The sequence below is a fragment of the Streptomyces sp. R41 genome (assembly GCF_041053055.1).
Taxonomy (GTDB): Bacteria; Actinomycetota; Actinomycetes; order Streptomycetales; family Streptomycetaceae; genus Streptomyces.
Genome location: NZ_CP163443.1, coordinates 4521799 through 4547678, shown reverse-complemented (window position 1 = coordinate 4547678; position 25880 = coordinate 4521799). Strand labels below are relative to the sequence as shown.

Genomic DNA, 25880 nt, shown 5'->3' with positions numbered 1-25880 from the left:
TTCGACGAGTTGGCGGTGCCCCCGTGCTCGTACGAGCACGGGGGCACCGCCTTTCGTATGTCAGGCGTTGTTCGCCTTGCGGCGGCGGAACACCAGGTAGCCGCCCGCCGCGACGAGCGCGGCCGCCGCGGCCGAGAGGGCGCCGACCGGGGCGCTGCTGCCGGTCTCGGCGAGGTCGCCGCCGCCCTGCGCCGACGGGGAGGAGGACGCCGAAGGGGCCGCCTCGGCGGAGGAGGCGGTCGAGGTGGGGGACGCGCTCGCCTCCGCCGTGCCGGACACGGAGGCGGACGGCGTGGCCGAGGCGGACGGCGTGGACCCGCCCTCCTCCTCGTCCGCGCAGTCGGTCCAGAAGACCTTGTGCTTGGCCGCGCCCTTCTCGCCGTCGAAGTTCCAGAACAGCTTGTAGTGGCCGTCGGGCAGGGACAGGTCGTTCGTGCGGCCGTGGCCCTCGGCGTCGAGCGTGATGTCGCCGGACTTCACGGTCTCGCCCTTCACGTCGGCGGTCGGGGCCCACGCCTCGATGTGCCAGTCGACCTGCTGGACGCCGTCGAAGCCGAAGGCGTCGAGGTAGAAGGTGCAGACGTGCGGCTCGTTCTTGCGGAGCTCCTCGCCAGTGGTGGCGTCGTGGATTTTCACGGTGCCGTTGTCGCCAGGGCCATCGGCATGGGGGGCGGCGTGAGCGGAGGGAGCGATCAGGAGCACTGCGGAGGCGCCGGCGACGAGAGCGCCGGCGCGCGTGAGGGTACGCATGGGCAGTCCATCTTCGAGAGGAGAAACGGAAGATGTGGAGGGGGCGGCTCAGCATCCTGTCCCGCTGACTACCGGTCAAGCGGAAGAAAGTCCCTCGTGCACCATGTGTTGCGTATCGCCCCAATGGTCACGGATAACAATCAGGGAACGCACAGGTTTTCCATGGATGTGAAGACGATCTCCGGCCGAGAATCCCAGGTCAGAGCGCCAGGAATGTGACCGTGAGCTGAGCGATCCCCAGCCCCGCCATCACCCACGCCACGCGCGTGAGGCGCAGGCCGCCCGCGACCACGACCGAAGCGAGCAGCAGGGCGCCCCCCAGGGGCACCCAGGCGTAGAGGAGTCCGGCGGGGCCGCTGCGGACGACATCGCTGCTGCCGGGTTTCACGGTGACCGTGTACGTCTGCCCCTTCTTCACCGCCACCGACTGCTCGATGGTGACGCGGGCCCGCGCCTTCGAACCCGCAGACGTCGGCGTGTACGGCCCCGTACAGCGCTCGCCCGAGCACGACTTCACGGTCATCGTGCCCTGCTCCCTGCCCTTGCTCAGCATCACGTGCTGAGCGGTGCCCCAGGAGGCCCAGACGCCCGCGATCAGGATCAGCCCCGCGACCGCACCCATCGCCGCGAGCCGTCCGAACCGCAGCGCCGCGTGGGCGTTCTGACGGGAGCCTCGACTTGCGGTGACGGCAGGCATGGCCGGGATCATTGGCCATGGCCGTGCGCTCGGTCAACTCCAGCGGAGCCCGGTGGGCGGACAAGTCGGCAGTTGTACGAGTACTTCGACTGCCTCCGAGCTCTGCGCGCCGCCCATGAGGTCTGCGCGCCGCCTACGAGTTGCACGCGCCGCCTGCGCGCCGCCGCGAGCCGTACGCGCCGCCTACGAGTTGTACGTGCCCTGCGCCCGCTCCAGGCCCTCGATCACCAGGCACTCCACGGCGTCCGCCGCGCGGTCCACGAAGTAGTCGAGCTCCTTGCGCTCCGCCGACGCGAAGTCCTTCAGTACGAAGTCGGCGACCTGCATCCGGCCCGGAGGGCGCCCGATGCCGAACCGCACCCGGTGGTAGTCCGGGCCCATCGCCTTCGTCATCGACTTCAGGCCGTTGTGGCCGTTGTCGCCGCCGCCGAGCTTGAGGCGCAGCACGCCGTAGTCGATGTCCAGCTCGTCATGGACGGCGACGATGTTCGCCACCGGCACCTTGTAGAAGTCCCGTAGCGCGTTCACCGGGCCGCCGGACAGGTTCATGTACGACATCGGCTTGGCCAGGATCACCCGGCGGTTCGCCGGACCGGGCGGGCCGATGCGGCCCTCGATCACCTGCGCCTGCGCCTTCCCGGCCCGCTTGAACTTCCCGCCGATCTGCTCCGCCAGCAGGTCGGCGACCATGAAGCCCACGTTGTGCCGGTTCATGGCGTACTCGGGGCCGGGGTTGCCGAGCCCCACGATCAGCCAGGGGGCGTTGGCGTCGGTCGTCACGTCCGTGTCTCCCATGTGTCCTTGATACGCGCCGTGTCCTTGATACGCGCCAGCCGCCGCTCCTGGTGGGAGCGGCGGCTGACAGAGATGAGATTCCGGCGAGGAATCAGGCCTCGGCGCCGGCCTCGGCGGTGCCCTCGGCCTCCTCGGGGGCCTCCTCCGCCTGGGCGGCCAGGACCTGGAGGACGACCGCGTCCTCGTCGATCGCCAGCGTGGTGCCCGCCGGGAGCGGGATGTCCTTCGCGGTGATGGAGGCGCCGGCCTCCAGGCCCGCGATGGAGACGGTGACCGACTCGGGGATGTGGGTGGCCTCGGCCTCGACCGTCAGCGTGCTCAGCACGTGCTCGAGCAGGTAGGCGCCCGGGGCCAGCTCGCCCTCGGTGTGGACGTAGACCTCGACGTTGACCTTCTCGCCGCGCTTCACGGTGAGCAGGTCGACGTGCTCGAGGAAGCCCTTGATCGCGTCGCGCTGCACGGCCTTCGGGATCGCCAGCTCGCTGCGGCCCTCGATGTCCAGGGTGAGCAGGACGTTCGGGGTACGCAGGGCGAGCTGCAGCTCGTGGCCCGGCAGCGTGATGTGGACGGGGTCGGCGCCGTGACCGTAGACAACGGCGGGAACCTTGTTCTCGCGACGGATGCGGCGGGCGGCGCCCTTGCCGAACTCGGTGCGGGTCTCGGCGGTGAGCTTGACGTCGGCCATGTTCACTCCTCGTAGATCATTGGGGAAGGTGGTCACCCGGCCAAAACATCGGCCTGCTACGAAGAGCGCGTCGATAACGGACCGCCGTACCCGCCCTTTGAAGCGGTACGGCCTCCCTCGCCGAGCAACTGTGACAGCTTACGCGGCGGGGAGGCCGTACAAGAAATCGATCTAGGGGATCGCGGGGTTCGAGAGCTTACTGCTCCTCGAACAGGCTCGTCACCGAACCGTCCTCGAAGACCTCGCGGACCGCGTTCGCGATCGTCGGCGCGATCGACAGCACCGTGATCTTGTCGAGCTCCAGCTCGCCCGGGGTCGGCAGAGTGTCCGTGAAGATGAACTCGCTGACCTTGGAGTTCTTCAGACGGTCGGCGGCCGGGCCGGAGAGCACACCGTGCGTGGCGGTGACGATGACGTCCTCGGCGCCGTGCGCGAACAGGGCGTCGGCGGCGGCGCAGATCGTGCCACCGGTGTCGATCATGTCGTCGACCAGGACACAGACGCGGCCCTTCACATCACCGACGACCTCGTGGACGGTGACCTGGTTGGCGACGTCCTTGTCGCGGCGCTTGTGCACGATCGCGAGGGGGGCGTCGAGACGGTCGCACCAGCGGTCGGCGACGCGCACGCGGCCGGCGTCCGGGGAGACGACCGTGAGCTTCGACTTGTCGACCTTCGCGCCCACGTAGTCCGCGAGGATCGGCAGCGCGAACAGGTGGTCCACCGGGCCGTCGAAGAAGCCCTGGATCTGGTCGGTGTGCAGGTCGACCGTGAGGATGCGGTCGGCGCCCGCCGTCTTCATCAGGTCGGCGATCAGGCGCGCCGAGATGGGTTCACGTCCGCGGTGCTTCTTGTCCTGCCGGGCGTAACCGTAGAAGGGCACGATGACCGTGATGCTCCGAGCGGAGGCCCGCTTCAGAGCGTCGATCATGATCAGCTGCTCCATGATCCACTTGTTGATCGGAGCCGTGTGGCTCTGCATCAGGAAGCAGTCGGCGCCGCGGGCGGACTCCTGGTAGCGGATGTAGATCTCGCCGTTCGCGAAGTCGAAGGCCTTCGTCGGGACTACCCCGACACCCAGCTTGTGGGCGACCTCCTCGGCAAGCTCGGGGTGGGCGCGGCCGGAGAAGAACATCATCTTCTTCTCGCCGGTCGTCTTGATCCCGGTCACAGCACTGTCTCCTCAGAGGTGTCTCAGCTGGGTGTTGAGAAGTGGTCTCAGCTGGGGTGTGGGTGCACGGTGCGGGTGTGCACTTATCACGGTACGCCGTGTCAGACGTGCCCGTTTCCGGTCAGGCTTCGCCTTCCGGCTCCCGGGAAGCCGCCTCCGCCGCCTTCGCGGCCGCGCTCCCCGGACGCTTGCGAGCCACCCAACCCTCGATATTCCGCTGCTGGCCGCGGGCCACGGCCAGCGAACCGGGCGGTACGTCCTTGGTGATGACCGAGCCCGCCGCGGTGTACGCGCCGTCCCCGATCGTGACGGGAGCCACAAACATGTTGTCCGAACCGGTACGGCAGTGTGAGCCGACCGTCGTGTGGTGTTTGTCCTGTCCGTCGTAGTTCACGAAGACGCTGGCGGCACCGATGTTGGAGTACTCACCGATCGTCGCGTCGCCCACGTAGGAGAGGTGCGGGATCTTGGTGCCCTCGCCGATCTTCGCGTTCTTCGTCTCGACGTACGTGCCGATCTTGGCCTTCAGCCCGAGGCGGGTGCCCGGGCGGAGATACGCGTACGGGCCCACGCTCGCCTGCGGTCCGACCTCGGCGCCCACGGCGACGGTGTTGTCGATACGGGCGCCCGCGCCCACCTTGGTGTCCTTCAGACGGGAGTTGGGGCCGACCTCGGCGCCCTCGCCCAGGTGTGTGGCGCCCTGCAACTGCGTCCCCGGGTGCACGATCGCGTCCTGCTCGAAGGTGACGGCGACGTCGATCCAGGTGGTGGCCGGGTCGATGACCGACACCCCGGCGAGCATGGCCTGCTCCAGCAGCCGGTCGTTGAGGATGCGGCGGGCCTCGGCGAGCTGGACGCGGTTGTTGATGCCGGCGATCTCGCGGTGGTCGGCGGCGACGGCCGCACCGACGCGGTGCCCCGCCTCGCGCAGGATTCCGAGAACGTCGGTCAGGTACTCCTCGCCCTGACTGTTGTCCGTCCGCACCTTGCCGAGCGCGTCCGCGAGGAGCTGGCCGTCGAAGGCGAAGACACCCGAGTTGATCTGGCGGATGGCCCGCTGCGACTCGCTCGCGTCCTTGTGCTCGACGATCGCGGTGACCGCGCCGCTGACGCCGTCCCGCACGATGCGGCCGTAGCCGGTGGCGTCGGGGACCTCGGCGGTGAGCACGGTGACGGCGTTGCCGTCCTCCGTGTGCGTGGTGGCGAGGCGCTGGAGGGTCTCGCCGCTGAGCAGCGGGGTGTCGCCGCAGACCACGACGACGGTGCCGTCGACGTGGCCGCCGAGCTCTTCGAGGCCCATCCGCACGGCGTGCCCGGTGCCGTTCTGCTCGGCCTGCACGGCCGTCTGTACGGTGGGGTCGATCTCGGCGAGATGCGCGACGACCTTCTCGCGGGCGTGCCCCACGACCACGACCAGGTTCTCGGGCTCCAACTCGCGCGCGGCCGCGAGCACATGACCCACCAGGGAACGGCCACACAGTTCGTGCAGAACCTTCGGTGTGGCCGACTTCATACGGGTGCCCTCACCCGCTGCAAGAACGACGACGGCTGCCGGGCGATTGGCGCTCACGGGTATGCCCTTCGGCTTCGGATGGGGGGTTTTGACATCCGCAGGATACCGGGGCGTATCGGGAGGGACATGAGAGCGGGCCCTGACATGGCTGTCAGGGCCCGAACCGAGCGTGGCTCCCCCGCCAGGACTCGAACCCGGACAGATGGCACCAAAAGCCACAGTGCTGCCAATTACACCACGGGGGATGAAACTCAACCGAACCGGACATTTGGTCAGGTCGCCGAGTGGGCACCCAACACTATGCCGTACCAGGCGCCTTCAATGCGACGGTACAGATCGGCACTCTGTCGAACGTAGATCACAAGGCAACCCCGATAGGTGTCGCCGACGTTCTTGCGGACCGTCTTGGGGTTGTGCCTCTTGAGCGTGGTCTTGTTGAAGGAGCTGCTGTCGCCTCCGACGTGATTCGCCCAGTAGTGCTCGGCTGCAGCAACATCGGCGGACTCGTGGATCATGACGCGGAAGCGCAGGCGTTCTCGTGTCACGTCGAGAAGGTCGAGCCAGGCGAGGAAGACCTGGATCACTCCCGGGTCGCTGTTGACGAAGGTGACGGATTCCCGGCGCTGGTAGGGCTTGCTCTTCTGCCCCTCGGCCCAGTAGAGAGCGACTCCTGCCATGAACAGTTCTCGGTCGGACAGGTCTCCGACCGCCTCGGCGGCCTCCCTCTTGGATTCCTGGCGCGCCTGGTCCTGTTCGGCGCGTAGTCGCGCGAGCCCCGCGTTCATGCGAGCTCGCTGTTCCTCCGGGGTGCAGCGAGGTTCCGGGTGAGGCAGATCCCGCACCCAGAGCGATGCCGAACTCTTCGAGCACCCCAGCTCTGCCTGAATCTCGTTGTATGTCCAGCCTTGCCGGCGGAGCTCGCGAGCCCTGTCGCGCAGGTCGTCCTTCGCGTTCGGGCGCTTCGTCCACTGCGGTGGGGGTTCGCCCTCGACGAGGCGCTGAAGGGTCTCCTTGTTGTGGACCTGAAGCTCGTCCCGGATCTGCCGGAGGCTCAGTCCCGCCCGTCGCAAGGCGACCGCCCGCTCCCGCAGCCCCTCGAAATCGGCGTACTTGCCATATGCGTGTGCCATAGGCATACCGTCCGGGCGGAATGTGTGCCTCCGGGGTCGAACGGTGAGCGATTCAGCAGTTCGAGGGATACCGGCCGGTTTCGCTTCTGTTCGATTACGGAGGGTGGTGTAGGCCAGTAGACGAAACTCACCGGAAAAGGGGCGGGGGGCGACCGTAGGCTGGAGGCATGACCACGACGGGGGAAGAGCACACCGCGGCCGGGATCGGGCCGTGGTGGTGGGTCAGGTGGCGCAGTGCGGTGCTGGATGTGGGGCTCGCGACGGCGTCCGCGGTGGAGTGCGCGGGGGAGGGGATCCGGTTCGCGCATGACGCGGGGCTGCCTGTTCCGGTGGGGGTGGGGTTCGGGCTGATCGCCGGGTCCGTGCTGCTGCTGCGGCGGAAGTGGCCGATCGCCGTTGTGTTGGTGTCGATCGCCATCACGCCTGCCCAGATGGGTTTCCTGATGGGGCTCGTCGGGCTGTACACGCTCGCCGCGTCCGAGCTGCCGCGGCGGATCATCGGAGCGTTGGCGGGGATGTCCTTCGCCGGGATGCTGATCGTCACTTTTGTGCGGGCGCATCAAGGGGTCGTGCGTGGAGACGTGACGATGGGGGACTGGTTCGTCCCCTTCATCTCCATTACGACCGCTATCGGGATGACCGCTCCGCCCGTTCTGCTCGGGCTGTATGTGGGTGCGCGGCGGCGGCTGATGGAGAGCCTGCGGGAGCGGGCGGACTCGCTGGAGCGGGAGCTGCAGTTGCTCGCCGAGCGGGCCGAGGAGCGTGCGGAGTGGGCGCGGAACGAGGAACGGACGCGGATCGCTCGTGAGATGCATGACGTGGTCGCGCATCGGGTGTCCCTGATGGTCGTGCATGCCGCCGCCCTTCAGGCCGTGGCTCGGAAGGATCCCGAGAAGGCCGTGAAGAACGCGGCGCTGGTCGGGGACATGGGGCGGCAGGCGCTGACCGAGTTGCGCGAGATGCTGGGCGTGCTGCGTACGGGGGACGGGCTGGGGGTGCGGGTGCAGTCGGTGCCGCTTGCGGCGGTGGGGGCGGCGGCCGCGGCGGCGGCGTCGCGGGCGGCGGACGACTCGGAGTCCGGGGCGGGGGCCGGGTTCGGGCCCGGGTTCGGGTCCGGGGCCGTGTCCGTGGACGGGCCCTGTCTCGCTGAGCTGGACGAGCTCATCGGGCAGTCGGCGGCTGCGGGGATGGTCGTCGACCTGTCGGTGGAGGGGGATGCGCGCGCGTACGCGCCGGAGGTCGAGCAGACGGCGTACCGGGTGGTGCAGGAGGCGCTGACCAACGTCCACAAGCATGCGGCGGGTGCGAAGACGCATGTGCGGCTGGCGCATCGGGTGTCCGAGCTCGCGATGCAGGTGGAGAACGAGTGCCCGTCGGAGCCGGAGCCGGGGGGTTCCGTGCGCTTGCCCAGTGGCGGTAATGGGTTGCTGGGGATGAAGGAGCGGGTTGCCGCGCTGGGGGGCGTGTTTGTGTCCGGGCCTACGGATGCGGGTGGGTTTCGGGTGTCCGCGGTGATTCCGGCGGAGGCGTAGGGGAGCCGTCTTGCGCCTTTCCGCCGGTGGCTGGGTCCGCCTGCCGCCGGTGGGCGTATCGCGTTCCGTCGGTGGGTGGGTCGGGGCCGTGCCGGTACATCCGCCCCGTCGCCGGTGGCAGATCGCTTGGCTTACATGGCTCTGCCTGTTGGCAACCACGTAAGCGACGGGGCATGTGATGTACCGGCACGGCCCCTCCCGTGCGTCGGCGGGTGCGGGTGAATGGGGGTGTGCGTCCTCGACTGCCGCTGAGTGGGGGGGGCGTGCGTCCGCGGCTGCGGGTGCGTGGGGCGGGCGTCTGGGACTGCGGGTGCGTGGCGTGTGCGACTGCGGCTGCGTGGGGCATGCGTCCGCGATTGCGGTTCCGTGTGGCGCGCGTCCGCAACGGTGGCTGCGTGGTAGCGCGCGTGTCTGCAACTGCGGGTCCGTGGTGGCGTGCGTCCGCGATTGCGGTTGCGTGGTGGTGTGCGTCCGGGACTGTGGCTCCGTGGTGGCGCGCGTCTGCGACTGCGGGTCCGTGGTGGCGCGCGTCCGCGGCTGCGGGTGCATCGCACTCACCCGCCTGCCCCCTCCACCCCGGCCGGCAGGTCTTCAGCCCGTCCGGCGTTTGAGGACGAGGCCGTTCAGCCCGATGCGGGGGGCTGGGGGCGGCAGCCCCCAGGTACGGGACGGGTAGGGGCGGAGGGGGCGAGAAAAGCCTGGGGCGGAGGGGGCGGGGTTACCCGGCGGTGAGGCGGGTCGGCTCTATGCCGGCGAGGAGGGTGGTGAGGGCCGTGTCGATGGTGGGGCCCAGGTACCAGTCGCCGGTGTGGTCGAGGGTGTAGACGCGGCCCTCGGCGTCGATGGCGAGGAGGGCGCGGGTGTCGGACTCCTCGCCGAGGGGGCAGACCTCGGAGTCCAGGGCGCGGCCGAGGTCGCCGAGGGTGCGGGCCATGTGGAGGCCGTGCAGCGGGTCGAAGTGCACGGTGGCGGGGGCGAGCTGGCGGCCGGGCCCTGGTGAGGTGATGCGGAGGCCTCCGAATTCCGCCCATGCCTCCACCGCCGCCGGGAACACGGCGTGCCGGTGCCCGGCCGGCGACGCGTGCCCGCGCAGCGCGTCGGCCCAGTACTCGGCCTGCTTTATGTCCCAGCGCCCGGGCTGCCACCCCGCGGAGCGCAGCGCGGCGTCCACGGGGACGGAGAAGCGTGTGGTGGAGGAGCGGTCGGCGTGCATCTGCCCTTCGTTCGTCGAGGGATGGGACATCGGCGTGGCGGACGCCGTCGTACAGGAGCGGTGGGGGTCAGGCGTCCGGTGCGGCGGGGTCGACGATGCGTACGCCGAAGTGGTCGCTGAGCGCCGTGCAGGAGCGGCAGGGCTCGGCGAAGCTGCCGTGCAGCGGGTCGCCGTCCTCGCGGATGCGGCGGGCGGTGAGTTTGGCCTGTTTGAGGGCTTTGCGGGCCTCGCCGTTCGTCATCGGTTTGCGCGTGGCGCGCTTGCTGCGGGCGGCGTCGACCGAGGCGATGTGGCGGGAGATGAGGATCGCTTCGGCGCAGCGGCCGGTGAAGCGGTCGCGTTGTGCGCTGGTGAGGGTGTCGAGGAAGTCCTGGACGAGGGGGTGCAGGGCGGGGGGCTGGTCGCCGCGCGCCGCCGTGCCGGTGAGGGTCGCGCCGCGTACGGAGAGCGCGGCGGCGACGGTGGGAAGTATGCCGTCACGGCGGTGCAGGAGGGTGGGGGCGTGGGGCGCCTCGGCGCTGCTCCAGCCGACCCGAGGGTCCCCGGACGTGCCCGTATGCGTCGCGTTCATGATCGTTGTTCCCTCCCATGCATCCCCCGGTGCGGAGACAGACTGCCAAATGCCGTGGCGGGTGCGGAAGCTGGGGCGGCGCGACACGCCCGGTCTTCGTCGTACGGTCACGGCGGGGTGACGGCAGGTCACGGAACCGGAGGCCCGGTGACCGGTGTCGTACAACCGCATAGGCTGTCGACATCCACGGTCCATACCGCTCTTGAGAACGCCGCAGGGGGCAACCGCCATGACGACAGGTCGGCTCGGGCAGCAAGCCGCGCCGCCGAACGCGGCCTACGCCGGGCAGGTCGTGCATTTTCCGGATCCGGTCCGGGCTGCCCGTCACCCCAGAGGTGTACGGGTCGACGAGCACGGCTACCCCGACTTCTCGCTCTACGCGCGTGCCGCCGCCGAGATCGCCGAGCCCCCTGAGGGCTTCGGCGTCGACGAGTTGCGACTCACGGACTATGTCTCCGCGAATGCCGCGCTGGCCGCCACCGGTCACGACCTGTGGGACACGATCCCGTCGGTGGCCACGCCGCACGGCTGGACCTGGCACCACGTGCCGGGCGGTCGGCGGCTCGAGTTGGTGCCCGTCGAGGTCAAGGCGTTGCTGCGGCATCACGGTGGTATCGCGACGTCGGCCGTCGACCACAACAAGCGGGGCACGCGGCCGTTGCAGGAGACGCGGCCCGCGCACTTCGGGCTGCCGAAGTCGGTTGTGGCGGTGACGGAGCAGCAGGTGCTGGGGGTCGAGGAGGATCTCGGGTACCGGCTGCCGGGTGCGTATCGGTCCTTCCTGAAGGCGGCCGGGGGGTGCGCGCCGGTCGGCGCCGCGCTCGACGCCGAGCTGGGACTCCTGGTGGACCAGCCCTTCTTCACGGTGCGCGACGAGGCCGCCGTCAACGACCTCGTCTACGTCAACAAGTGCCTGCGCGACCATCTCACCAAGGATTACTTGTGTGTTGGGTTCGTGCAGGGCGGGCTGTTGGCCGTGAAGGTCAAGGGTGACGGGATCGGTTCGGTCTGGTTCTGCGCGTACGACGATGCCCGCGACCAGGACGCCTGGCCGCCGGCCGAGCGGGTGCAGCGGCTGCTGCTGCCCTGCGGCGGTGACTTCGACCAGTTCCTGTCCCGGCTCGCGGGCAATCCGCCCGAGCTGGAGACGGTGGCGAACCTGATGGTGGACGGCGGCTTCGCGCGCGCCGTGCCTGTCTCTTCAGTGTCTTCGGTGGGGGAGTGAACTTCCGATGGTGACCTTCGCGCAGGCGCAGGAGCGCGCGGAAGAGTGGATCAACGGGGACGTGGCCTCGTATCAGCATCGTGAGGTGCGGGTGCGGGAGTTCGAACTCGGGTTCGTGGTGTGGGCCGAGGACCGTGCCGAGGGTCCGCGCTCCGACGGGGGCGCGCAGCGGCTTGTCATCGCGCGTGACAGCGGGGAGGCCACGCTGTGGCCCGCGCTGCCGGTGGGTGAGGTGATTCGCCGGTACGAGGAGGAGTACGGGATTCCGGACGCGGCGCCCGCGCCTTCGCCGGCGCCTGCGGCCCGGGTCGATCTGAACCAGACTTCCTTCTTGTTGAGTCCTCCGGAGTGGTTGCAGGAGGCCGCGGACAAGTTGGGGATTCCGGATCGGCGGGCGGGCGCCGGGGCGTCCGACGGGGCTGGGTCCCGTCCCGCCGCCGCCTCTGCGGGCGGGGACGCCTCCTTGGGCGGCGGGTCTGTCAATGGGGCTTCCGGGAGCGGGAGTTCGGTTCCGGGTGCGCCGGGGCAGTCGGACGCGCACGGGGTGCCTTCCGCGCCGGGGGCGCACGCCGCGCCCGCTACGCCTTCGGCTCCCGGTGGGGGTACGCCGTGGCCCGCGGCCGCGGCCGCCGACGAGCCGGGCTCGGGTCCGCACGACGCCGTGACGCCGGGTGCGCCCTCCGCGGCCACCCCGTGGGCGGGGACCGACACGAACGCCGACGCCGGTGACGACCGTTCCGTACCGCTGCCCGCGACCGTGTTCGCGCCGCCGCTCACTGATGTCGACGACCCCCCGCCGCCGGCCGCGACGCCGGATGCCAAGACCGCCCTGATGTCCGGGGGCAGCCAACTTCCGCGCACGGCGCTGGCGCCCGCGGTCGACGCCCCGAACTCGCCGTCGCCGTCCGGCTCTTCGCAGGGTCCGGGTGCTCCCGGCGGTCCCGCGCCGGTGCCGGGTCCCGGTGCGCCCCAGGGTGCAACGCCGCCGGTCGCGCCGTCGTACGGGTATCCGCAGGGGCCCGGGGGGCCGCAGGGCACGCCTCCTCCCGGTGCGCCCTCGTACGGCTATCCGCAGGGCCCGGGTGGAGTCCCGGGTACGCCTCCTCCTGGTGCGCCGCAGGGTTCGGCCGTCCCGGGTACGCCGCCTCCGGGTGCCCCGGTCCCGGGTGGTCCGCAGGGCACGCCGCCTCCGGGTGCGCCCGCGTACGGGTTCCCGCAGGGGCCGGGGGGAGTTCCGGGTACGCCGCCGCCCGCGCCGCAGGCTCCGGGTGCTCCCGGCACGCCTCCGCCCGCCGCGCCGGCGCGACCCCTGCCGCCCAACGCCGGTGACATCGCCGACGCCGCGACCAGCAAGGCACAGGCACCGCCGCGGGGTGCGCGCGGTGGTGGAGTGAGCGCGCCGCCTCCGCCGAGCGCCCCGGGTGTGCCGGGTGCGCGGGCGGGGAGTACGCCGCCTCCGCCGTCCGGGCCCGGTGCTCCGGGGACCCCCGCGGGCGGGTACGTGCCGACGCAGCTCGTCTCGCAGCTCGGTCCTGACGGGCCCGAGGGGCTGGGGGGTGCGCCTGGCGCGCCCGGTGCTCCTGGTGCTCCTGGTGCGCCGCAGCCTCCGGGTGGCGTTCACCATGCGGCGACGATGCTGGCCGGTCCGGCGGTCGGTGGTCCCGGGGCGCCGCAGCCGCCTGGTGCTCCGGGCGCACCCAAGCCTCCGGGCGCTCCTGGTGTTCCCGGTGCGCCTGCCGCGCCTGGTACTCCGGGGCAGCCTGCCGCGCCGGGTGCTCCTGGTGCGCCGCAGCCTCCGGGTGGTACGCCTCCGGGTGGTGTTCACCATGCCGCGACGATGCTCGCGGGTCCCGCCGTCGGTGGTCCCGGGGCGCCGCAGCCGCCCGGTGCTCCTGGTGCGCCGCAGCCTCCGGGAGGTACGCCTCCGGGTGGTGCTCACCACGCGGCGACCGTGCTCGCGGGGCCGTCCGTCGGCGGTCCCGGCGCGCCGCCGCCCCCGCAGGCACCCGGTATGCCTCCGGGCGCTCCCCAGCCGCTGCCCGGGCAGCCAGTGCCGGGTCAGCCGATGCCGGGTCAGCCGATGGCTCCCGGCCAGCAGCCGCCGGCGTACGGCTATCCGCAGGCGGGGCAGCCGACCGTCGGGCCCGGCTATCAGGCCGTACTGCGCTATCGCGCGCAGGACGGCTCCGAGCAGCAGCTGATCCGGCGTTCCGCGCCGGGTACGCCGCACCCGGAGTGGCAGATCCTGCACGAGTTGCGGGCGATGAACGTGCCGCCGCAGCAAGTGCTGGAGCTGCACACGGAGTTGGAGTCGTGTGAGCTGCCGGGCGCGTACTGCGCGCGGATGATCCGGGAGACGTGGCCGCAGGCGCGGATCACGAGCATCGCGCCGTACGGTACGGATCACGCGAGCCGTCAGCAGGGCATGCACCAACTCCTGGCTCACCAGGGCGAGTTGCACCAGGTGGCGGACGGTCCGGCGCGGCCGGCGCCGGTACGGGCGCCGATTCCGCCGGTGCAGCCCGCGCCGCCGATCCCGCCGGAGGCGATCGGACAGGAGCTGGCGGCGGCGTTCGGGCCGGGTGTGTTCCGGTTCGACCAAGCCGCGGTCTCCCGTCAGGGCGTGCCGAACATCGTGGCGCACACGCTGGTGGTGGCCGGACTTCCGGTCGACATGAGCCCGTTCTTCTGGGCGCAGGCGCAGCCGGGCCGTCCGGTGCCGACGCTCGCCGAGCTGGCGCAGGAGCGCGGGGTGCAGCCCGCCGCGGACGCGGGCTCGTATCTCGTCATGGGCAGCGACTTCGGCAAGGCGATCTGTGTCCAGTACGGCACGGCGAACATCGTGGCCGTGCCGGTGGAGGCGGGTCCCGGCGGTGCCCCGGTGCCGCCGCAGTTCGTGAACACGGGTCTGCCCGAGTTCGCGCGCTGCCTGGCCCTGCTCGGCCGTATGTGGCGGCTGCGCTTCGGCCTCAACCAGGAGCAGGCGGGCCGCTGGACCGTCGACTTCCAGGCCCAGCTCGCCTCCCTCGACCCGGCGGCGCTCGGCTCCCCGGAGAGCTGGTGGTCGGTCCTGCTGGAGCAGATGTGGGACGGCCTGCTGTAGCTCCGCGGGCACACGTACGACTGAGGCGCTCGACCTGTGTGATGGGTCGGGCGCCTCGGTCGTGTGGGCCTTCGTACGTCTTTGTCGACGGGGTCGGTGATGTCGCCGGATGGGACCGTGCGAAGGACGAACAGTTCTTCTCGGCGCCGCGTCGTGACACCACGATTGCGGCTTCCGACCTCAAATGACGCATCCTTGGCCGAATGGGTGGGCGGAGTGTCGCGTTATGAACACTTCCGTGTGATCCATCAAGATGTGCGCGAAATCTTCATTTCGTGTATGTCGGGCGGAGAGGGGTTCAAGGATGAGCAGCGCATCGGTGTCGCCGCACGGCTTCATGGCCGTACGGGGGCGTGGTTACCGTCCCGAGCAGGTCGACGCGTACGCCGCGGCGCTCTCCCGGGACCGCGACGCCGCCTGGGAGCGGGCCGCGCGGCTGACCGTGCTGGCCAAGGAGATGGGCGCGGAGGTGGAGCGGCTGCGGGAGAGCGTCGCGCGGCTCGCCCCGCAGACGTACGAGACGCTCGGCGAGCGTGCCCGGCGCATCTTCGAACTCGGCGAGGAGGAGGCCGCGTCCGTACGCGACACCGCGCGCCGTGAGACCCAGCAGGTCGTCGACGAGGCCGAGGCGGAGGCGCGGCGGGTGCGTGAGGCCGCGCAGGCGTACGCCGACGAGGTGCGCGGCGAGGCCGAGGAACGCGTCCGGCAGCGGCTGCTCGCCGCGCGTGCGGAGGCCGACGAGATGCGGATCTCGGCCCGCCGTGACATCAAGGAGAACCGTGGTGAGGCGCTGGCCGCGCTGCGCGAGATGCGGCAGCGTACGGAGGGGCTGCTCGCCGAGCAGGAGAAGGAGCACGCCGAGCGCTGGGCGGAGGCCGAGCGTGCGGCCGCCGAGCGGGAGGCCGCGCTCGACGCGCACCATGTCGAACGCGCCGCGCGCGCCGAGGCCGCGGTCGCCGATGCCGAGCGGGCCTTCGCCGAGGCCGAGGAGTCGGCTCGGCACGGGCAGGAGGACGCGGTGTCCCGTGCGGGTGAGCTGCTTGCCGAGGCGCGGGTCATGGAGGATCGGATCGCCCGGGAGACCGAGCGGGTGCTGCGCGAGCACGGGGAGCGGTGGGATGACGTACGGGCCCAGATGGACCACGTACGCACGAGCCTCGCGACCCTGACGGGGCGGGCCCCGGCGGAGTAGCCCCCGCCGGCACCTTGCCGCTCCGCGGCCCGGCACCTTGCCACTCCGCGGCCCGGCACCTTGCCACTCCGCGGCCCCCGGAAGCTTTCGCCGCTCCACGGCCCGGATCCGCCCCGCTCCACGGGGCCTTCTTCGCCGCTCCGCGGCGTGCTTCCCACCCGCCCACCCGTCTCGGCCAGCTGGAAGGCGCGGCCCGAGGGCGGCTTGGGCGGCGGTACGCGGCAACGTGAGGGCTGTTGCGCGGCCACCGGGGCAGAGCGACGGCGGCTGCGGCGCCAGCACGCGGCAGCGCGACTGCGACCGCGGGGTGGTGCACCGAGTGTGGGCGGCTTGGGCGGCGGTACGCGGCACGGTGAGGGCTGCTGCGCGGCCACCGGGGCAGAGCGACGGCGGCTGCGGCGCCAGCACGCGGCAGCGCGACTGCGACCGCGGGGTGGTGCACCGAGTGTGGGCGGCTTGGGCGGCGGTACGCGGCACGGTGAGGGCTGCTGCGCGGCCACCGGGGCAGAGCGACGGCGGCTGCGGCGCCAGCACGCGGCAGCGCGACTGCGATCGCGGCGCTGTGCGCCGACGCGAGGGCGGCTTTGGCGGCAGTAAGGGCAGCGCGGCTTCGGTGGCGGTGCGCGGTAGCGCGATGCCGGATGCGCGGCCACGGGGGCAGAGCGACGGCGGCTGCGGCGTCAGCACGCGGCAGCGTCACAGCGATCGCGGCGCTGTGCGCCGACGCGAGGGCGGCTTTGGCGGCAGTAGAGGCAGCGCGGCTTCGGTGGCGGTGCGCGGCAGCGAGGGCGGCCGCTCGGTCGCCAAGAAGGCAGCGCCCGTACCGCCCTGAGGGCCGGGTCCGTCCGCTTCGTGGGTTCGCGTCCGGCTCTCCCGTCTAGCTCCCCCTCCTCGCCGCCCCCGCCAGAATCCACCCCTCGACCGCCTCGTACTGCCTCCTCTGTTCCTCCGCCTTCCTTCGGCCGGAGGCCACCGTGCCCAGCCAGCCGTAGGCGAAGCCGAGGGGGATGGAGACGAGGCCTGTTGTGGTGAAGGGGAACCAGTTGAAGTCGGCGTCGGGGAAGGCGGAGATGGGGGAGCCGGAGACGAGATTGGTGCCGGGCATGAGGAGGAGGACGGTGAGGGTGCCGCCGATGAGGGTGGCGAGGAGCCCGGTGCGGGTGTAGCGGCGCCAGAAGAGGCTGTAGACCAGGGCGGGCGCTATCGCGGAGGCGCCGAGGCAGAAGGAGAGGGTGACCAGGGGCTGCAGGCTGCGGTGTTGGACGAGCGTGGCCAGGAGGATGGCCGGCGCGCCGACCGCGAGCGCGGAGAGGCGGGCCAGGAGCATTTCGCGGCGCGGTGACAGCTCGTCGTCGTGGCGGCGGCCGCGGAAGAAGCGGCCGTGTGCGAAGACGTCGTGGGCCAGGGAGTTGGCGCAGGCCAGGATCATCCCGGCGACCGAGGCGAGCAGAGTCAGGAAGATCGCCGTCGTCACGGTGGTGAAGAGGAGGGTTTCCGCCGTCGAGACGTCGGGGCCGAAGGCCGCCCTGGAGCCCAGGAGGTACGCGGTGTTGCCCTGCGGGTCGGCGCCCGCGATCACGTCGCGCCCGATCAGCGCGGTGGCGCCGAAGCCGATGACGCTGATGACGAGGACGAACAGGGCCACGCACGGCACCGCCCAGGACATCGAGCGACGCACCTGCCGGGCGCTGCCAGCCGTGTACATCCGCATGGTGATGTGGGGGAGGCAGGCGCCGCCGAGGACGACGGTCAGCTCCGAAGTGATCATGTCCAGGCGGGGGCTGGGGCCACCCGCGAACTCCAGGCCCGAGTGGAGGAACGCGGAGCCCACGCCGCTGTTGCTGCCGGCCGCGTCGAGCAGCGCCCCCGGGTTCCAGTCGAACCGGTGCAGGATGAGTACGGCGACGACGGCCCCGGACCCGAGCAGCATCACGATCTTCAGGATCTGGATGAGGGCGGTGCCCTTCATGCCGCCGATCGCCGCGTAGCTGATCATCAGCGCGCCGAGTCCGATGACGCAGCCGGTCTTGAGGGAGTCGCTGGAGAAGCCGAGGATGAACGCCAACAGGTCGCCCGTACCGGCAAGTTGGACCAGCATCAGCGGTAGTAGGGCTACCAGCGTCACCGCGCACGCGGTGATGCGGACCGCGCGTCCCGGCATCCGGCGCGCGAGCGCGTCGCCCATGGTGAACCGGCCCGCGTTGCGCAGCGGTTCGGCCAGCAGGAACATCAGCAGCATGAGGGACAGCGCCGTGCTGAGGGCCAGTACGACGCCGTCGTAGCCGGCCAGCGCGATGACCCCGCCCGTGCCGAGTACGGTCGCCGCGGAGATGTAGTCCCCGGCGATGGCAAGGCCGTTGCGCATCGGCGACAGCGATCCGTACCCCGTGTAGAACTCGTCCAGGTCGTCACGGTCGGGTCCGGTCATCACGCACAGCAGCAGCGTGATCGTGGCCACCGTCGTGAACGCCACCAGGGACATGGCCTGCGCGGAGCTGCTGAACCCGGTCAACCCGTTCAACGCCGTCATCGTGCCGCCTCCCGCTTCGCGTCCAGCTCGGCCTGCTTGCGGATCCGGTCCGCGATGGGGTCGACGCGCCGGCGCGCCGTGTACTCGTACAGCCCGATCGCCAGGCAGGTGACGGGTACTTGGAGCAGTCCGAGCAGCAGCCCGGTCGACAGCCCGCCAGACACCGTGGTCGTCATCAGCGACGGCGCGAACGCGGAGAGAAGGAGGAAGAGGGTGAAGTATCCGAGCGCGGTGAGCGTCGCCACCCGCCGCTGCCAGCGGTACGCGCCGCGCAGGAGTCTGATGTCGCTGTGGTGCCCCAGCGCCTGGTGGCGCGGCAGGCGCCTTCTCTCGGGCTCGGGTGGCGGGGGCTGCCAGGGATAGGTGACGTAGGAGGGTGAGGCGCTGTTCGGGAACTGCGGGTAATGGGACGACGGCGGGGACGGCGGTTGGTGCCTCGGTAGGTGCGGCGGCTGGTACTCGGGGGACGAGAACGCGTCTGACATCCCGTTTCTCCTTGCGTGGCTCGGGTCCGGTGCGGACCGCAGGGAGCTGGGGGGTGAGCAGCGCACGCTACTCGCAGGTAGCCGGGGCGCGCGAGAGTTTCACCAAACTGAGTGGTCGGTATGGCTTACTTCGGTGACCTGGGGTGTTACCCGCGTTTACCCATGTGGTTGTACGGGACTTGTGTGCCAACTGTGTGCACGCCGTCCCGTCGTCCACCGGGCCGGGTGCCTTGGTCCGCCGTTGTCTCTCAGTCCGTGGGGTCTTTCAGCACCGGGAAGCGGCGCGGTGCGACGAACAGCAGGATCAGGAAGGAGAGCGCGGCCGCGCAGGCCGCCCCCAAGTACACGGCGTGGACCGCGTCGGCGACCGCGTGGCGCAGGTGCTCGGCGGGGGCACCCGAGTCCAGCGCGCGGGTCACCGAGTCGAGATCCCCCGCGCCGCCGAGCCGCGCGGCCAGCACGCTGTTGGCGACTGCGCCGAACAGGGCCGCGCCCATCGTCTGTCCGGTCTGGCGGCAGAAGAGAACGGACGCGGTGGTCGTGCCGCGTTCGGCCCAGCCGACGCTCGACTGGACGCCGATGATCAGCGGGAGTTGGAAGAGGCCCAGCGCGCCGCCGAGGAGCAGCATGAGGAGCGCGGGCTGCCACGGCTCGCCGGGGTAGGGCAGGAAGGGGAAGGCCAGCAGGAGAAGGGTCGCCGCGCCGATGCCGAGCATCGCGGTGTTGCGGAAGCCGATCCGGCGATAGACGTGCTGGCTGAGCGCCGCGGACACCGGCCAGCTCAACGTCCATACGGAGAGGACGAATCCGGCGGCGATCGGGGCCAGGCCCAGAACCGCCTGGGCGTATGTGGGCAGGAAGACCGTGGGCGCGACCATGAGCAGACCCAGCGCGCCGAGCGCCAGGTTCACCGCCGCGATGGTGCGCCGCCGCCACACCCAGCCGGGGATGATCGGCTCGGCCGCCCGCCGTTCGACCAGCACGACCACCGCGACCAGGCCGAGTCCCGTGCCGAACAGGGCGATCGAGGGTGCCGACAGCCAGTCCCAGGCGACGCCGCCCTGCACCAGCGCGGTGAGCAGGACGCCGCCGCAGGCGAAGACGGCGAGGGCGCCCGCCCAGTCGATGCGCGGACGCCGCGTCGTCTCCCGTGCCGGCTCGTGCAGGTGACGGACGATCAGCCACAGGGCGAGCGCACCGATCGGCAGATTGATGAGGAAGATCCACCGCCAGTCGGCGTACGCCGCGAGGACTCCGCCCAGCGCGGGACCCGCGATCGCCGAGGTGGCCCACACGGTGGACAGCTTGGCCTGGATCTTGGGGCGTTCCTTGAGCGGGTAGAGGTCGGCGGCGAGCGTCTGCACCGTGCCCTGGAGGGCGCCGCCGCCCAGGCCCTGCACGATGCGGAAGGCGATGAGCGCGGCCATGTTCCAGGCGGTGGCGCAGAGCAGGGAGCCGACGAGGAAGAGGACGGCGCCCGCGATCAGCACCGGCTTGCGGCCGAAGGTGTCCGAGAGTTTGCCGTACACCGGCAGCGTGACCGTCACCGCCAGCAGATAGCCCGAGAACAGCCAGGAGAAGACGGAGAAGCCGCCGAGGTCGCCGACGATCTGCGGTACGGCCGTGGAGACGATGGTGGAGTCGAGCGCGGCCAGCGCCATCGCGAGCATGAGGGCGGCGACCACGGCGCGGCGTCCGCGGGTGCCCTGAGGTCGGCCCGCCGAGCCCGTCGCCGCGGCTCGTATCCCGGTTTCCCCCTGGTCCACGAGATTCCTTCCCCTTGCACCTATCTGCCGCACAACAGCTTCCCACTTGGCCCTCCCGTCGCCCAGCCACCACCCCTCAACGGCGCGCTTCGCGCGGCACCTGCTGATTGTCGCGGGAGGGTGGACGCTGAGTGGGCTCGAGGGTGGAGGCGACCCCGAGAAGGACTCCACCGAAGGGTGGAGGGCCCCTAGGGGGATCTCCGTACTAGGGCTCGGGGAGGGCTCGTCCCGCTGGAGGACGAGAGGGGGCAGGCCTTGTCCTTAACCTGGCTTTACGCCGCTGGGGAGCACGTCCGGTCGTACGGACCGCACCTTGGGGGGTGGGGTTTTCCCCAGCAAAAGACTGCGCTGAGCACCAGCGCGCCGGAGCACCTCCCGGCACCAGACTTACCGACGTACCGAAGCGCACTTTCAACCGCTGAGCAGCGGAATCATCTGCTGCCCGACATAGGAGACTTACCGTGACATCGGCTGTGACCATTCCCAGGCACGGGGGCACTGGAGGGCGTACGGCCGTTGCCGCGCGAGCGCGGCAGGTCGTGAAGGCGTACGGGTCGGGGGAGACCCGCGTCGTCGCACTGGACCACATCGACGTGGACATCGCACGCGGCCAGTTCACCGCGATCATGGGCCCCTCGGGGTCCGGCAAGTCCACGTTGATGCACTGCCTCGCCGGGCTCGACACCGTGACGAGCGGCCAGATCCACCTGGACGAGACCGAGATCACCGGGCTCAAGGACAAGAAGCTCACACAGCTGCGCCGGGACCGGATCGGCTTCATCTTCCAGGCGTTCAACCTGCTGCCGACGCTGAACGCGCTGGAGAACATCACGCTGCCGATGGACATCGCCGGCCGCAAGCCGGACAAGGGCTGGCTGGACCAGGTCGTGGAGACCGTAGGGCTCGCCGACCGCCTCAAGCACCGCCCGAACCAGCTCTCCGGCGGTCAGCAGCAGCGCGTCGCGGTGGCGCGGGCACTAGCCGCCCGGCCCGAGATCATCTTCGGTGACGAGCCGACCGGAAACCTGGACTCCCGTGCGGGGGCCGAGGTGCTGGGCTTCCTGCGCCGTTCCGTGGACGAGCTCGGCCAGACCATCGTGATGGTCACGCACGACCCGGTGGCGGCCTCGTACGCGGACCGTGTGCTGTATCTCGCGGACGGCAGGATCGTCGACGAGATGTACCAGCCGACGGCCGAGCAGGTCCTGGACCGCATGAAGGACTTCGACGCCCGGGGACGTACATCATGACCGTCCTGAAGACCTCGATGCGCAACTTCTTCGCGCACAAGGGGCGCATGGCGCTGTCGGCCGTGGCGGTCCTGCTGTCGGTGGCGTTCGTCTGCGGCACCCTGGTGTTCACCGACACGATGAACACGACGTTCGACAAGCTGTTCGCGGTCACCTCCTCCGATGTGACGGTGCTGCCCAAGGCGGCCAAGAGCGACGACACCCCGCAGAACGGCAAGCCCGAGTCGGTGTCGGCCTCCGTACTGGAGCGTGCGAAGAAGGCGGAGGGCGTCAAGTCCGCCGAGGGCGCGGTCAGTTCGATGAACGTGACCGTCGTCAACAGCGACAACAAGAACATGGGGTCCACCACCGGCGCCCCGACCATCGCGGGCAACTGGACGCGCAATGACCTCCGGTCCATGGAGATCACGCAGGGCCACGCCCCGCGCGGCCCGACCGAGGTGATGGTCGACGCCGACACCGCCGACAAGCACCACCTGAAGATGGGCGACGAACTGCGCACCATCGCGGTCACCGGTGACTTCAAGGCGAAGATCGTCGGTATCGCCACCTTCAAGGTGACCAACCCGGGTGCCGCCGTCGTCTACTTCGACACCGCCACCGCCCAGCGCGAACTGCTCGGCGCCACCGGCCGGTTCACGCAGATCAACCTCTCCGCCGCGTCCGGTGTCTCGGACGCGCAGCTCAAGCAGAGCGTCTCCTCGGTGCTCGACGGGTCGGGATCCTTCAAGATCCAGACGCAGAAGGAGAACTCTGATGAGAACCGCAAGGGCATCAGCTCGTTCATGAACGTCATCAAGTACGCCATGCTCGGCTTCGCCGGCATCGCGTTCCTGGTGGGCATCTTCCTGATCATCAACACCTTCTCGATGCTGGTCGCCCAGCGCACCCGCGAGATCGGCCTGATGCGTGCCATCGGCTCCTCCCGCAAGCAGGTCAACCGGTCGGTCCTGGTCGAGGCGCTGCTGCTCGGCTGCTTCGGTTCGATCCTCGGTGTCGGCGCGGGCGTCGGCCTCGCGGTCGGCCTGATGAAGATCATGTCGTCGATGGGCATGGACCTGTCGACCCGCGATCTCACGGTGAAGGCGACCACCCCGGTGGTGGGCCTGCTGCTGGGCGTCGTGGTCACCGTCCTCGCCGCCTACCTCCCGGCCCGCCGCGCCGGCAAGGTCTCCCCGATGGCCGCGCTGCGCGACGCCGGCACCCCGGCGGACGGCAAGGCCGGTCTCGTACGCGGTCTGATCGGCCTGGTGCTGACCGGCGCCGGAGCCTTCGCGCTCTACACGGCGGCCACCGCCGACAAGGCCAGCGACGGTTCGCTGGTGCTGGGCGCGGGTGTCGTCCTCACCCTGATCGGCTTCGTGATCATCGGCCCGCTGCTCGCGGGCGGGGTGGTCCGGGTCATCAGCGCCGTACTGCTGCGCATGTTCGGCCCGGTCGGCCGGCTCGCCGAGCGCAACGCGCTGCGCAACCCGCGCCGTACGGGCGCCACCGGTGCCGCCCTGATGATCGGCCTGGCGCTGGTCGCCTGCCTCTCCGTGGTCGGATCGTCCATGGTGGCGTCGGCGACGGACGAGCTCGACAAGTCGGTCGGCGCGGACTTCATCGTCCAGGGCAACCAGCGGATCGTGCTGCAGGCCGAGAAGGCCATGGAGGCGACGCCGGGCCTGGAGCACGTCACCCGCTACAAGGACCTCGAAGCCAGGACGACCTCGCCGGACGGCCAGGTCGACGACTCGGGGATCACAGCAGCTGACCCCTCCTACGCCCAGGACCTGCGCCGCAAGACGACCGCCGGTGAGCTGTCGGCGGCGTACGGCAAGGACGCCATGTCGGTCGGCTCGGACTACGCCAAGAAGCACGGGGTGAAGCTCGGCGACACCGTGAGCGTCGCCTTCAAGGGCGGCAAGACGGCGAAGCTCAAGGTCGCGGCCATCACGGACGACGACGTGGCCATCGACAAGGGCGCCCGGTACACGAGCATCGAGACGATGAAGAAGTACCTGCCCGCGAACAAGATCCCGCCGAACGAGATCATGTTCGCCAAGGCCAAGGACGGCCAGGAGAAGCAGGCGTACGCCGCCCTGAAGAAGTCCATGGAGCCCTACCCGCAGTACCAGGTCCGCGACCAGACGGACTACAAGCAGGAGTTGAAGGACCAGATCGGCCAGCTCCTGAACATGGTCTACGGTCTGCTGGCCCTGGCGATCGTCGTGGCGGTCCTGGGCGTGGTGAACACCCTGGCCCTGTCGGTCGTCGAGCGCACCCGCGAGATCGGCCTGATGCGCGCCATCGGCCTCTCCCGCCGCCAGCTGCGCCGCATGATCCGCCTGGAGTCGGTCGTCATCGCCCTCTTCGGCGCCCTCCTCGGCCTCGGCCTGGGCATGAGCTGGGGCGCCACCGCCCAGAAGCTCCTCGCCCTGGAGGGCCTGAAGGTCCTGGACATCCCGTGGCCGACGATCACCTTCGTCTTCATCGGCTCGGCGTTCGTGGGCCTGTTCGCCGCCCTGATCCCGGCGTTCCGGGCGGGCCGGATGAATGTGCTGAACGCGATCGCCACCGACTAGCGGCCGAGAGGCCGCCGCACAGCCACCGCGTACGGGGGTTGCGGGGGATGGGCCCGGTCCGAGGAGAGTCGATCTCCTCGGACCGGGCCCGCGGCGTGTCTCGGAGCTACCGCCGTTCGAGGAGTACGTAGCCGTAGGCGGCGCCGACGACGGCGTACTCGGCGTGCGGGTGCAGCTGACGAGCGTACGCCTGGACGTCGTGGACGGAGCGGGAGGTGTTGTCCAGGGCGATGAAGTCCGGGGTGATGCCATGGGTGGTGCCGACCCAGAAGACCCGGCAGCGCGAGGTGAGCCGGCTGCTCGGCCCGGTGTTCGCCTCGACGCTCGCCCCGTCCGGGACGAGCGCCAGCATCCGCTCGACGTCACTCACGCGCGCGGGTTTGCGATACGCGTCGGGCTCGGTCAGCAGGGACAGCGGGAGTGTGGTCGTCAGCGCGAGGGAGGCCGCGGCGACGGCGGCCGGGAGGTGCAGCGCGTACGAACGCAGCCACGGGCGCGGGCTGTAGCGGGCGCGGGAGAGCGCGTCGGCGAGGGCGAGTGAGAGGACCGGCATCAGGACCGCGCTGTAGTGCCAGTCCGTTCCCCAGTAGTGCGCGTCCGAGGAGCCGAAGCGCCAGCCCAGGGTCGGCAGGGCGACCAGGAGGAGCGGGGAGCGCAGGGCGAGCAGGCCGGTGGTGGGGATCAGCAGCCACGCGAGGGTACGGAGTTTGGTGCCCATGCCGTCGAGGGGGCTGCCCGCGTCACCGATCTTGCCCCAGTAGGCGTAGGTGTCCCCGGTGTTGAAGGCCGGTATCACCAGCGTGAGGGTGACGACCGTGGCCAGGACGCCGAGGGCGGCGACTCCGAGGGCGTACAGCGCGGCCCGCCGGGACGAGCGCCGCGCCCGCACCGCGACCACCAGGGCGATCGCGGCCAGCGTCAGACCGAGATCCTCCTTCACCAGCACCAGGGGGAGTGCCCACAGGAGGGCCGCGCGCCGGCGGTGGGCGAGGAGCGCTTCGAGGGCGAAGGCGATCAGCGGGACGGCGAAGCAGATCTCGTGGAAGTCGAAGTCGACGGTGCGCTGGATGCCCCAGGAGAGCCCGTACGCGGCCCCGAGCGCGAGCCCGCGGTGCCGCCCGAGAAGCCTCGCCGCGGCTCGGGTGACCGGCACGGCGGACAGCGCGAGCAGCGCGGCCTGCGCGACGAGGAGGGTGACGGGCGTGGGGAACAGCCGGTAGGCCGGGGCGAGCAGCGCCGTGATGGGGCTGAAGTGGTCGCCGAGGATGTTCGTGCTGGGGCCCTTGAGATCGGCCACCGGGGCCTGGAGGTGGGCGTAGGCGCGGACTGCCTGCTCGAAGATGCCGAGGTCCCAGGACTTGGTGGCGAGGTGGCGGTAGCGGCCGAGGGAGAGCGCCGCGTACGCCACGAAGAGGACGGTGGCCAGGAGGTGCGGGTCGAGGGGGCGCCGGTCACGGGTGGGGGCGGGCGTGACCGGCCGGGGTATGTGGGGGGTTGCCGGGGCGCGGTCCGGTGGGGCGGCGGCCTGGGCTGTGTGCACGGGGTGTGGTCCTTGGGCGGGGGAGCAAGTGCGGGTGGGGGTGGGCGTGGGTGGATCTCGCCTCCGCCGCCCCTACCCGTCCCATCTTCCCGGGGGCTCTGCCCCTGGACCCCCTCGGGGTTGTTTTTCGGCTCCGGGTGGGTGGGGGCTGGTCGCGCCGTTCCC

19 protein-coding genes and 1 tRNA gene are annotated in these 25880 nt (G+C 70.9%); 6 read left to right on the top strand and 14 right to left on the bottom strand.

The window, feature by feature from the left end:
* Window positions 1–60 precede the first annotated feature (60 nt).
* The 8 genes from AB5J53_RS20790 to AB5J53_RS20755 form a co-directional block, all read right to left on the bottom strand.
* Window positions 61–750 carry an LPXTG cell wall anchor domain-containing protein gene (locus tag AB5J53_RS20790; RefSeq protein WP_369247160.1) on the bottom strand — a complete coding sequence of 230 codons (690 nt, stop codon included), beginning with the start codon at window positions 748–750 and terminating at the stop codon, window positions 61–63.
* A 199-nt stretch (window positions 751–949) separates the two neighbouring features.
* Complete coding sequence (locus AB5J53_RS20785; RefSeq protein ID WP_369247159.1) at window positions 950–1447, bottom strand: hypothetical protein; 498 nt, start codon at window positions 1445–1447, stop codon at window positions 950–952.
* 183 nt (window positions 1448–1630) lie between these two features.
* Complete coding sequence (pth, locus tag AB5J53_RS20780) at window positions 1631–2242, bottom strand: aminoacyl-tRNA hydrolase (RefSeq protein WP_369247158.1); 612 nt, start codon at window positions 2240–2242, stop codon at window positions 1631–1633.
* 91 nt (window positions 2243–2333) lie between these two features.
* Complete coding sequence (locus AB5J53_RS20775; RefSeq protein ID WP_369247157.1) at window positions 2334–2927, bottom strand: 50S ribosomal protein L25/general stress protein Ctc; 594 nt, start codon at window positions 2925–2927, stop codon at window positions 2334–2336.
* Window positions 2928–3123: 196 nt separating this feature from the next.
* Window positions 3124–4098: a ribose-phosphate diphosphokinase gene (locus AB5J53_RS20770; protein ID WP_351547563.1), complete on the bottom strand. Its 975-nt coding sequence runs from the start codon at window positions 4096–4098 to the stop codon at window positions 3124–3126.
* Between the two features lie 121 nt (window positions 4099–4219).
* Window positions 4220–5668 carry a bifunctional UDP-N-acetylglucosamine diphosphorylase/glucosamine-1-phosphate N-acetyltransferase GlmU gene (gene glmU, locus AB5J53_RS20765; RefSeq protein ID WP_369247156.1) on the bottom strand — a complete coding sequence of 483 codons (1449 nt, stop codon included), beginning with the start codon at window positions 5666–5668 and terminating at the stop codon, window positions 4220–4222.
* Window positions 5669–5781: 113 nt separating this feature from the next.
* Window positions 5782–5856: transfer RNA gene (locus AB5J53_RS20760), tRNA-Gln, on the bottom strand.
* 27 nt (window positions 5857–5883) lie between these two features.
* Window positions 5884–6741, bottom strand: a complete 858-nt coding sequence (locus AB5J53_RS20755; RefSeq protein WP_369247155.1) for a hypothetical protein — start codon at window positions 6739–6741, stop codon at window positions 5884–5886.
* Window positions 6742–6908: 167 nt separating this feature from the next.
* On the opposite strand from AB5J53_RS20755, the gene AB5J53_RS20750 reads away from it, so the two are divergent.
* Window positions 6909–8273: a sensor histidine kinase gene (locus AB5J53_RS20750; RefSeq protein ID WP_369247154.1), complete on the top strand. Its 1365-nt coding sequence runs from the start codon at window positions 6909–6911 to the stop codon at window positions 8271–8273.
* A gap of 718 nt (window positions 8274–8991) precedes the next feature.
* Here AB5J53_RS20750 and AB5J53_RS20745 read toward each other — a convergent pair.
* Window positions 8992–9486, bottom strand: a complete 495-nt coding sequence (locus AB5J53_RS20745; RefSeq protein WP_369247153.1) for an SUKH-3 domain-containing protein — start codon at window positions 9484–9486, stop codon at window positions 8992–8994.
* 67 nt (window positions 9487–9553) lie between these two features.
* Window positions 9554–10057 carry a YwqJ-related putative deaminase gene (locus AB5J53_RS20740; RefSeq protein ID WP_369247152.1) on the bottom strand — a complete coding sequence of 168 codons (504 nt, stop codon included), beginning with the start codon at window positions 10055–10057 and terminating at the stop codon, window positions 9554–9556.
* A gap of 229 nt (window positions 10058–10286) precedes the next feature.
* Between AB5J53_RS20740 and AB5J53_RS20735 the strand changes: the two genes are divergently transcribed.
* From AB5J53_RS20735 to AB5J53_RS20725, 3 genes are all read left to right on the top strand, one after another.
* Entirely contained in the window at window positions 10287–11282 is a 996-nt protein-coding gene (locus AB5J53_RS20735) for an SMI1/KNR4 family protein (RefSeq protein WP_369247151.1), read from the top strand.
* A gap of 7 nt (window positions 11283–11289) precedes the next feature.
* Window positions 11290–14385 carry an SUKH-4 family immunity protein gene (locus tag AB5J53_RS20730; RefSeq protein ID WP_369247150.1) on the top strand — a complete coding sequence of 1032 codons (3096 nt, stop codon included), beginning with the start codon at window positions 11290–11292 and terminating at the stop codon, window positions 14383–14385.
* Window positions 14386–14689: 304 nt separating this feature from the next.
* Window positions 14690–15577: a cellulose-binding protein gene (locus AB5J53_RS20725; protein ID WP_369247149.1), complete on the top strand. Its 888-nt coding sequence runs from the start codon at window positions 14690–14692 to the stop codon at window positions 15575–15577.
* A gap of 877 nt (window positions 15578–16454) precedes the next feature.
* Here AB5J53_RS20725 and AB5J53_RS20720 read toward each other — a convergent pair.
* From AB5J53_RS20720 to AB5J53_RS20710, 3 genes are all read right to left on the bottom strand, one after another.
* The gene (locus AB5J53_RS20720; RefSeq protein WP_369247148.1) at window positions 16455–18107 is read right to left on the bottom strand and encodes a cation acetate symporter; all 1653 of its coding nucleotides are present in this window, start codon (window positions 18105–18107) and stop codon (window positions 16455–16457) included.
* Complete coding sequence (locus tag AB5J53_RS20715) at window positions 18104–18592, bottom strand: DUF485 domain-containing protein (protein WP_369247147.1); 489 nt, start codon at window positions 18590–18592, stop codon at window positions 18104–18106. Before AB5J53_RS20715 ends, AB5J53_RS20720 begins: the two co-directional genes overlap by 4 nt.
* A gap of 248 nt (window positions 18593–18840) precedes the next feature.
* Window positions 18841–20358: an MFS transporter gene (locus tag AB5J53_RS20710; protein ID WP_369247146.1), complete on the bottom strand. Its 1518-nt coding sequence runs from the start codon at window positions 20356–20358 to the stop codon at window positions 18841–18843.
* 461 nt (window positions 20359–20819) lie between these two features.
* Between AB5J53_RS20710 and AB5J53_RS20705 the strand changes: the two genes are divergently transcribed.
* Together AB5J53_RS20705 and AB5J53_RS20700 are read left to right on the top strand one after the other, a co-directional pair.
* Window positions 20820–21608, top strand: a complete 789-nt coding sequence (locus AB5J53_RS20705) for an ABC transporter ATP-binding protein (protein ID WP_369247145.1) — start codon at window positions 20820–20822, stop codon at window positions 21606–21608.
* Window positions 21605–24175 carry an ABC transporter permease gene (locus AB5J53_RS20700; RefSeq protein ID WP_369247144.1) on the top strand — a complete coding sequence of 857 codons (2571 nt, stop codon included), beginning with the start codon at window positions 21605–21607 and terminating at the stop codon, window positions 24173–24175. The genes AB5J53_RS20705 and AB5J53_RS20700 overlap by 4 nt, the downstream gene beginning before the upstream one ends.
* A gap of 106 nt (window positions 24176–24281) precedes the next feature.
* Here AB5J53_RS20700 and AB5J53_RS20695 read toward each other — a convergent pair whose 3' ends face one another.
* Window positions 24282–25661 carry a DUF2079 domain-containing protein gene (locus AB5J53_RS20695; protein ID WP_369252360.1) on the bottom strand — a complete coding sequence of 460 codons (1380 nt, stop codon included), beginning with the start codon at window positions 25659–25661 and terminating at the stop codon, window positions 24282–24284.
* Between the last annotated feature and the right edge of the window lie 219 nt (window positions 25662–25880).

Bases quoted from the DNA above. Each gene is read 5' to 3' on its own strand.
- AB5J53_RS20745 (WP_369247153.1), bottom strand. From the start codon at position 9,486: ATGCACGCCGACCGCTCCTCCACCACACGCTTCTCCGTCCCCGTGGAC.
- pth (WP_369247158.1), bottom strand. From the start codon at position 2,242: ATGGGAGACACGGACGTGACGACCGACGCCAACGCCCCCTGGCTGATC.
- AB5J53_RS20755 (WP_369247155.1), bottom strand. From the start codon at position 6,741: ATGGCACACGCATATGGCAAGTACGCCGATTTCGAGGGGCTGCGGGAG.
- AB5J53_RS20735 (WP_369247151.1), top strand. From the start codon at position 10,287: ATGACGACAGGTCGGCTCGGGCAGCAAGCCGCGCCGCCGAACGCGGCC.
- AB5J53_RS20785 (WP_369247159.1), bottom strand. From the start codon at position 1,447: ATGCCTGCCGTCACCGCAAGTCGAGGCTCCCGTCAGAACGCCCACGCG.
- AB5J53_RS20700 (WP_369247144.1), top strand. From the start codon at position 21,605: ATGACCGTCCTGAAGACCTCGATGCGCAACTTCTTCGCGCACAAGGGG.
- AB5J53_RS20730 (WP_369247150.1), top strand. From the start codon at position 11,290: ATGGTGACCTTCGCGCAGGCGCAGGAGCGCGCGGAAGAGTGGATCAAC.
- AB5J53_RS20715 (WP_369247147.1), bottom strand. From the start codon at position 18,592: ATGTCAGACGCGTTCTCGTCCCCCGAGTACCAGCCGCCGCACCTACCG.
- AB5J53_RS20750 (WP_369247154.1), top strand. From the start codon at position 6,909: ATGACCACGACGGGGGAAGAGCACACCGCGGCCGGGATCGGGCCGTGG.
- AB5J53_RS20740 (WP_369247152.1), bottom strand. From the start codon at position 10,057: ATGAACGCGACGCATACGGGCACGTCCGGGGACCCTCGGGTCGGCTGG.
- AB5J53_RS20720 (WP_369247148.1), bottom strand. From the start codon at position 18,107: ATGACGGCGTTGAACGGGTTGACCGGGTTCAGCAGCTCCGCGCAGGCC.
- AB5J53_RS20725 (WP_369247149.1), top strand. From the start codon at position 14,690: ATGAGCAGCGCATCGGTGTCGCCGCACGGCTTCATGGCCGTACGGGGG.
- AB5J53_RS20775 (WP_369247157.1), bottom strand. From the start codon at position 2,927: ATGGCCGACGTCAAGCTCACCGCCGAGACCCGCACCGAGTTCGGCAAG.
- AB5J53_RS20790 (WP_369247160.1), bottom strand. From the start codon at position 750: ATGCGTACCCTCACGCGCGCCGGCGCTCTCGTCGCCGGCGCCTCCGCA.